Source organism: Enterovirga sp. (assembly GCF_028290205.1).
Lineage (GTDB): Bacteria > Pseudomonadota > Alphaproteobacteria > Rhizobiales > Beijerinckiaceae > Enterovirga.
Window position 1 is genome coordinate 1 of sequence record NZ_JAQGKF010000080.1, and the last position, 5,055, is coordinate 5,055.

Consider the following 5,055-nt stretch of genomic DNA (forward strand, 5'->3'; position numbering starts at 1 on the left):
GGTCGGGCCGGGGCTCGCGCTCGGCGCGGGGCTCGCGCTCGGGCCGAGCCTCCCGCTCGGGCCGAGCCTCCCGCTCGGGCCGGGCTTCGCGCGGAAAGCGCTCACGCCGCTCGGGCGGCCGGTCGTAGCGCTCACCGTTGGGACGCTCGGGGCGGTCCGCGGGACGCTCGGGGCGGTCGGCGGGACGCTCGCCGTTGGCGCGGTCGAGCCTGTCTCCGCCCTGCCCCCGGTCGAACCGCTCGGCGCCCGGGGCGCGATCTTGACCAGCCTGCCGGTCGTAGCCGCGATCGGGCCCGCCGCGGTCGTGACCGCCACGGTCCTGCCCGCGATCCTGGCCACCGCGATCCTGGCTGCGATCCTGGCCGCGATCTTGGCCGCGATCCTGGCCGCCGAACCGGTCGGGGCCCTGTGCCCGGTCGGGCCCGCTGGCGCGGTCATAGCCCCGGTCCTGGCCGCCACCCTGGCGGTCGAACCGGTCGTTGCGGTCGAAGCGCGCCGGGCGAGCCGGGCGTTCATTGCGGTCAAAGCGCGGCGCCTGGCCGTTGCGCTCTGCCTGACCGCCGCCGTTGAAGCCGCCGGCCTGGTAGGGCGGCGCCTCCCCGAACTCGTCGCCGGGCTGGCCGCCGAAGCCGCCCATCGCGCCCTCGTCGTCTCCGTCCTCGCCGCCCTCCTCGTCGAACGGGCGCGCCTGAGTGCCGTATTGCTGACGGAACTGCTCCTGCGCCGTCGCGATCATACGGTAGTAGTGTTCGGCGTGCTGGAAGTAGTTCTCAGCGGATACAGGATCGCCGCTCGCCTGCGCATCGCGCGCCAACTGGGCGTATTTGTCGGCGACATGCTGCGCGGTCCCCCTGATCTTCACGTCGGGCCCGTTCGACTCGTAGGTCCGGGTGAGCGGGTTCGGTCCCTTGTTACGGGTTCGGCCGCGCAGCCGCCTGTTCTGTCCTGGTCTCATGGATTCGTTCAGACCTTCGCTGGTTGCTCTCGCAAGCGAGCCCTCGCGCGGACCGGCCCAGCCGCCGCGCGCCATCCTGCCACCTCAGCGCAGATTCAAGGCTCCGCCGCCTCGACCGCCCGTCAGTGTCGGGTTCGTTTGACCTCGCCGGACGCCACGTCCCTCGGCCAGGCCCTCTCAAGTCCCCCGCGCGTCGTGCACCGTCCCGTGCGCCGCGCCTATCTCGGACATTCTAGTTGACTGGTTGCAGGTTAGCTTGTCGCCGCCCCGCCAACAAGCGCTTTCTACGCGTGCCACACAGATTGGCGACGTTTTGACCCCCGTTCACACCGGCGGCCGAAGCAGCACGGCCCGGTTGCGGCCGCCGAGGTCCGGCACGGTCCGGTCGACCCGCAGGCCGCTATGCGTCGCCAGCGCAGCCACGGCCGCAGCCTGATCGTAGCCGACTTCCAGCACGGCCGCCCCATCCGGGGCAAGGAGGCGGGGCAGATCGGGCAGGATCGCCCTGTAGGCGGCGAGGCCGTCGGGTCCCCCGTCGAGCGCGGCCACGGGATCGTGGCCGGCCACCTCCGGCTCCAGCCCGGCGATGTCCGGGCCCGGAATATAGGGCGGGTTCGCAACCACGAGGTCGAAGGGGCCGGAGACCGCCGCCGCCCAGTCGCCGTTCACGAACAGCGCGCGCTCGGCGACGCCGTTGCGGCGGGCGTTGCCGGACGCGGTTCGGAGCGCACCGAGAGACCGGTCGAGCCCGACCCCGCGGGCCTGAGGCCGCTCCGCCAGAAGCGCGACCAGGATGCAGCCGCTGCCCGTACCGAGATCGAGGATGCGCACTTGCCCGGTCCGATCGGGACAGGCGGCCAGTGCGGCCTCCACCACGGCCTCCGTGTCGGGCCGCGGCTCCAGCGTCTCCGCCGACAGATGGAAGAGCATGCCCCAAAACTCGCGCCGACCCAGAATGCGGCCGACCGGCTCGCGGGCGAGGCGCCGCGCGAGGTAGCCGGACAGCTCGGCCGCACCGCTGGCCCCGAGCGGCTCTTCGGGGCGCGCCAGCAGTTCGACACCGGTCAGGCCGAGCGCGCTGGCGAGAAGCAGCCGGCTCTCGGCCGCACCGGCCTCGATGCCGGCCTGGCCCAGGACGCGCCGGAGGGTGGCCAAAGCCTCGCCGCGGCTGGTCTGCGGCGACAGCATCTGGGGCTCCGCGCGCCGGGTCGCCGCGCTCAATAGCTGCGCGGCAGCCCGAGCACGTGCTCGGCCACGTAGGACAGGATGAGGTTGGTCGAGATCGGGGCCACCTGGTAGAGCCGGGTTTCCCGGAACTTGCGCTCGACGTCGTATTCCTCCGCGAAGCCGAAGCCGCCATGCGTCTGGATGCAGGCCTCGCCGGCCGCCCAGGACGCCTCGGCTGCCAGCATCTTGGCCATGTTCGCCTCCTCGCCCGGGGTTTCGCCCGCCTCGAAGCGGCGGCACCCTTCGCGCACCATCAGTTCGGCCGCCCGCATCTGGGCGTAGGCGCGGGCGATCGGAAACTGGACACCCTGATTCTGGCCGATGGGGCGGCCGAACACGACGCGGTTCTTGGCGTATTCGACAGACTTGCGGGTGAACCACTTCGCGTCGCCGACGCATTCGGCGGCAATCAGCAGACGTTCGGCGTTCATGCCGTCCAGAATGTAGCGGAAGCCCCTGCCCTCCTCGCCGAGCAGGTTTTCGGCCGGCACGCGCAGATCGTCGAAGAAGATCTCGCAGGAATTGTGGTTCATCATCGTGCGGATCGGTCGGATGGTCAGGCCGCGGCCGACCGCCTCGCGCATGTCCACGATGAAGGTCGAGAGCCCCTCAGTCTTGCGCTTCACCTCGTCCTTCGGGGTGGTGCGGGCGAGCAGGAGCATGAGGTCCGAATGTTCGGACCGGCTGGTCCAGACCTTCTGGCCGTTGACGACGTAATGGTCGCCGTCCCGCACGGCTGTCGTCTTGAGCGAGGTGGTGTCGGTGCCGCTGGTCGGCTCGGTCACGCCGAACGCCTGCAACCGGAGCTCGCCGGAGGCGATCTTGGGCAGGTAGAGTTCCTTCTGACGGGTCGAGCCGTGCCGCAGGATGGTGCCCATGATGTACATCTGGGCGTGGCAGGCGGCGCCGTTGCAGCCCTCCTCCTGGATCGTTTCCAGGATGGCGGCGGCCGCCGAAAGGCCGAGCCCCGACCCGCCGTATTCCTCGGGGATCAGCACGGACAGGTAGCCGGCCTCGGTCAGTGCCGTGACGAATTCGGTCGGATAGCCGCGCACCTGGTCGAGCCGGCGCCAATACTCGCCCGGGAAGCGGGCGCAGAGTTTGCGCACCTCCTCGCGGATGCTGTCCAGCGCGTCGGGTTCAGAAGTGTGCATGGCCATGTCGCTCGCGGAAGGGCCGATCAGCCCGCCTCCGCCATGGCGCGGGCCGCGCCGGCAATGACCGCTTGCAACGCCGTCAATCCGTCCGTCAAGGCGGCGGGCCCGGGCTGAAGGATCAGGGGGGCCTTGATCTCGTGCAGCCGTCCGAAGCGGACGGCCGGAACGGCGGCGAATCCCGGCCGCGCGGCGACCCGGCCGGGCACGAAGCGCTTGCCGCACCACGAGCCGACAATGATGTCCGGCGCCGCGGCGATCACCTCCTCACCCGTCACAAAGCGGCCTTTCGCATCGGGCGCCCGGGAACGGTCGACGAAGACGTCCTGCCCGCCCGCAGCCTCGACCAGCTCCGACACCCAGCCGATGGCCGAGATCATGGGCTCGTCCCACTCCTCGAAATAGACGCGCGGCCGTAGCGGCAGGCTCGCCGCGGTGCGCCGCGCCGCCTCCACCCTGTCCTCGAGTTCCCGCGCGAGGGCGCAGCCGGCCTCGTCGCGGCCGACCAGTGCGGCCACGAGCCTGACCATGGCCAGGATGCCGGCGATGTCGCGGTGATTGAAGGCGTGCACCGCGATGCCAGCACGGATCAGGTCGCGGCAGATTTCGGCCTGGAGGTCGGAGAAGGCGAGAACGAGATCCGGCTCGAGCGCCAGGATCTTCGGCAGGTCGGCCGAGATGAAGGCCGAGACGCGTGGCTTCTCCCGCCGCACCCGCGGGGGCCGCACGGCATAGCCGGACACGCCGACGATGCGGCCCTCCTCGCCGAGCAGATACAACGTCTCCACCGTCTCCTCCGTGAGGCAGACGATGCGTTCGGGCGGGAATCTGCGCATGGGCTCTCGGCTCAGGGACCGGCGCGCCCGGGCCGCGGCCGGTCGACCGCCAGCAGAAAGGCGACGAGCGCGTCCCGGTCCTCCTCCGAAAAGCCGGCCTCGCCGTCGGCCCAATAGGCGTGGCCCTCGCCGGTCACGCGGGCGAGCCGCGCGGCGGCCGAATCGGCGTTCGCCGCAACCGCGCGGGCGCGCCAGGTCCTGTCCACGAGCGCCCGCAAGCTGTTCGCCGGATCGGGTGCGATGCCGGCAAGGCTCGTTGCGGCGACCCCGGGGCGGCGCTCGGGATCGGGGCCGATCGCGACGCCGCCGTCATGCAGGTAGGGCGCGCTCCAGCGCAGCCCCTGCAGGTGCATGACCTTGTACCCGCCGCCCGTCCGGTTGTGGCCCCAGGCGAGCTTGAGCTGCCCCTCGTCCGGGATCGGCACCGGCAGCAGCGGCGCGTCCACCGCCGGAGGGGCGACGAGGTCGGGCCGGAACAGCTGCGGCCTGCCGATGCCGGCCGCCATGCGCTGGAAGGCGCGGGCGCGGGTCGGCTCGGATCCGATCACCGAGGCGGGCCAGACCCGGTTCGAGGCGAGGGCTGGCCCGGAATGGCAGGCGAGGCAGCCGGCCCGGTCGAACACCGCCCGGCCCCGTTCCAGCACGGCCGGCGGCGGCAGAGGCGGGGCGGGCGGCCGCAGCGTGTTCTGGAAGGCCGAGAGCCCGTCACTCAGGCGGTAGATGGGCTCGCCCGGCCGGATCATGACCAGGCTGTTGGTGGTCAGGTACGTGGCGGCCGGGAAGCTCGGCAGAACGGCGAGGCGCAACACCCCCGGCGAGCCCTGGGTCGGGTCGGCCGTCCACAGGATCTCGGACGGCTTGCGGCCGTCGCGCGGGTGGAAGC

4 protein-coding genes and 1 pseudogene are annotated in these 5,055 nt (G+C 71.9%); all 5 read right to left on the reverse strand.

Going from position 1 to position 5,055, the window contains the following annotated elements; genetic code table 11:
• A partial coding sequence (locus JWR86_RS05380; RefSeq protein ID WP_299561807.1) for a DUF4167 domain-containing protein occupies positions 1–1,030 on the reverse strand: 1,030 nt, incomplete at its 3' end.
• Positions 1,031–1,279: 249 nt separating this feature from the next.
• Positions 1,280–2,143, reverse strand: coding sequence for a peptide chain release factor N(5)-glutamine methyltransferase (gene prmC / locus JWR86_RS05385; protein ID WP_299561810.1), 864 nt, complete (start codon positions 2,141–2,143; stop codon positions 1,280–1,282).
• Positions 2,144–2,172: 29 nt separating this feature from the next.
• Positions 2,173–3,336, reverse strand: a complete 1,164-nt coding sequence (locus JWR86_RS05390; RefSeq protein WP_299561813.1) for an acyl-CoA dehydrogenase family protein — start codon at positions 3,334–3,336, stop codon at positions 2,173–2,175.
• 26 nt (positions 3,337–3,362) lie between these two features.
• On the reverse strand, positions 3,363–4,172 hold the full coding sequence (locus JWR86_RS05395; RefSeq protein ID WP_299561816.1) for a cobalamin-binding protein: 810 nt from the start codon (positions 4,170–4,172) through the stop codon (positions 3,363–3,365).
• An 11-nt stretch (positions 4,173–4,183) separates the two neighbouring features.
• Positions 4,184–5,055 (reverse strand): annotated as a pseudogene (locus JWR86_RS05400) (cytochrome C oxidase Cbb3); the annotation flags it as partial.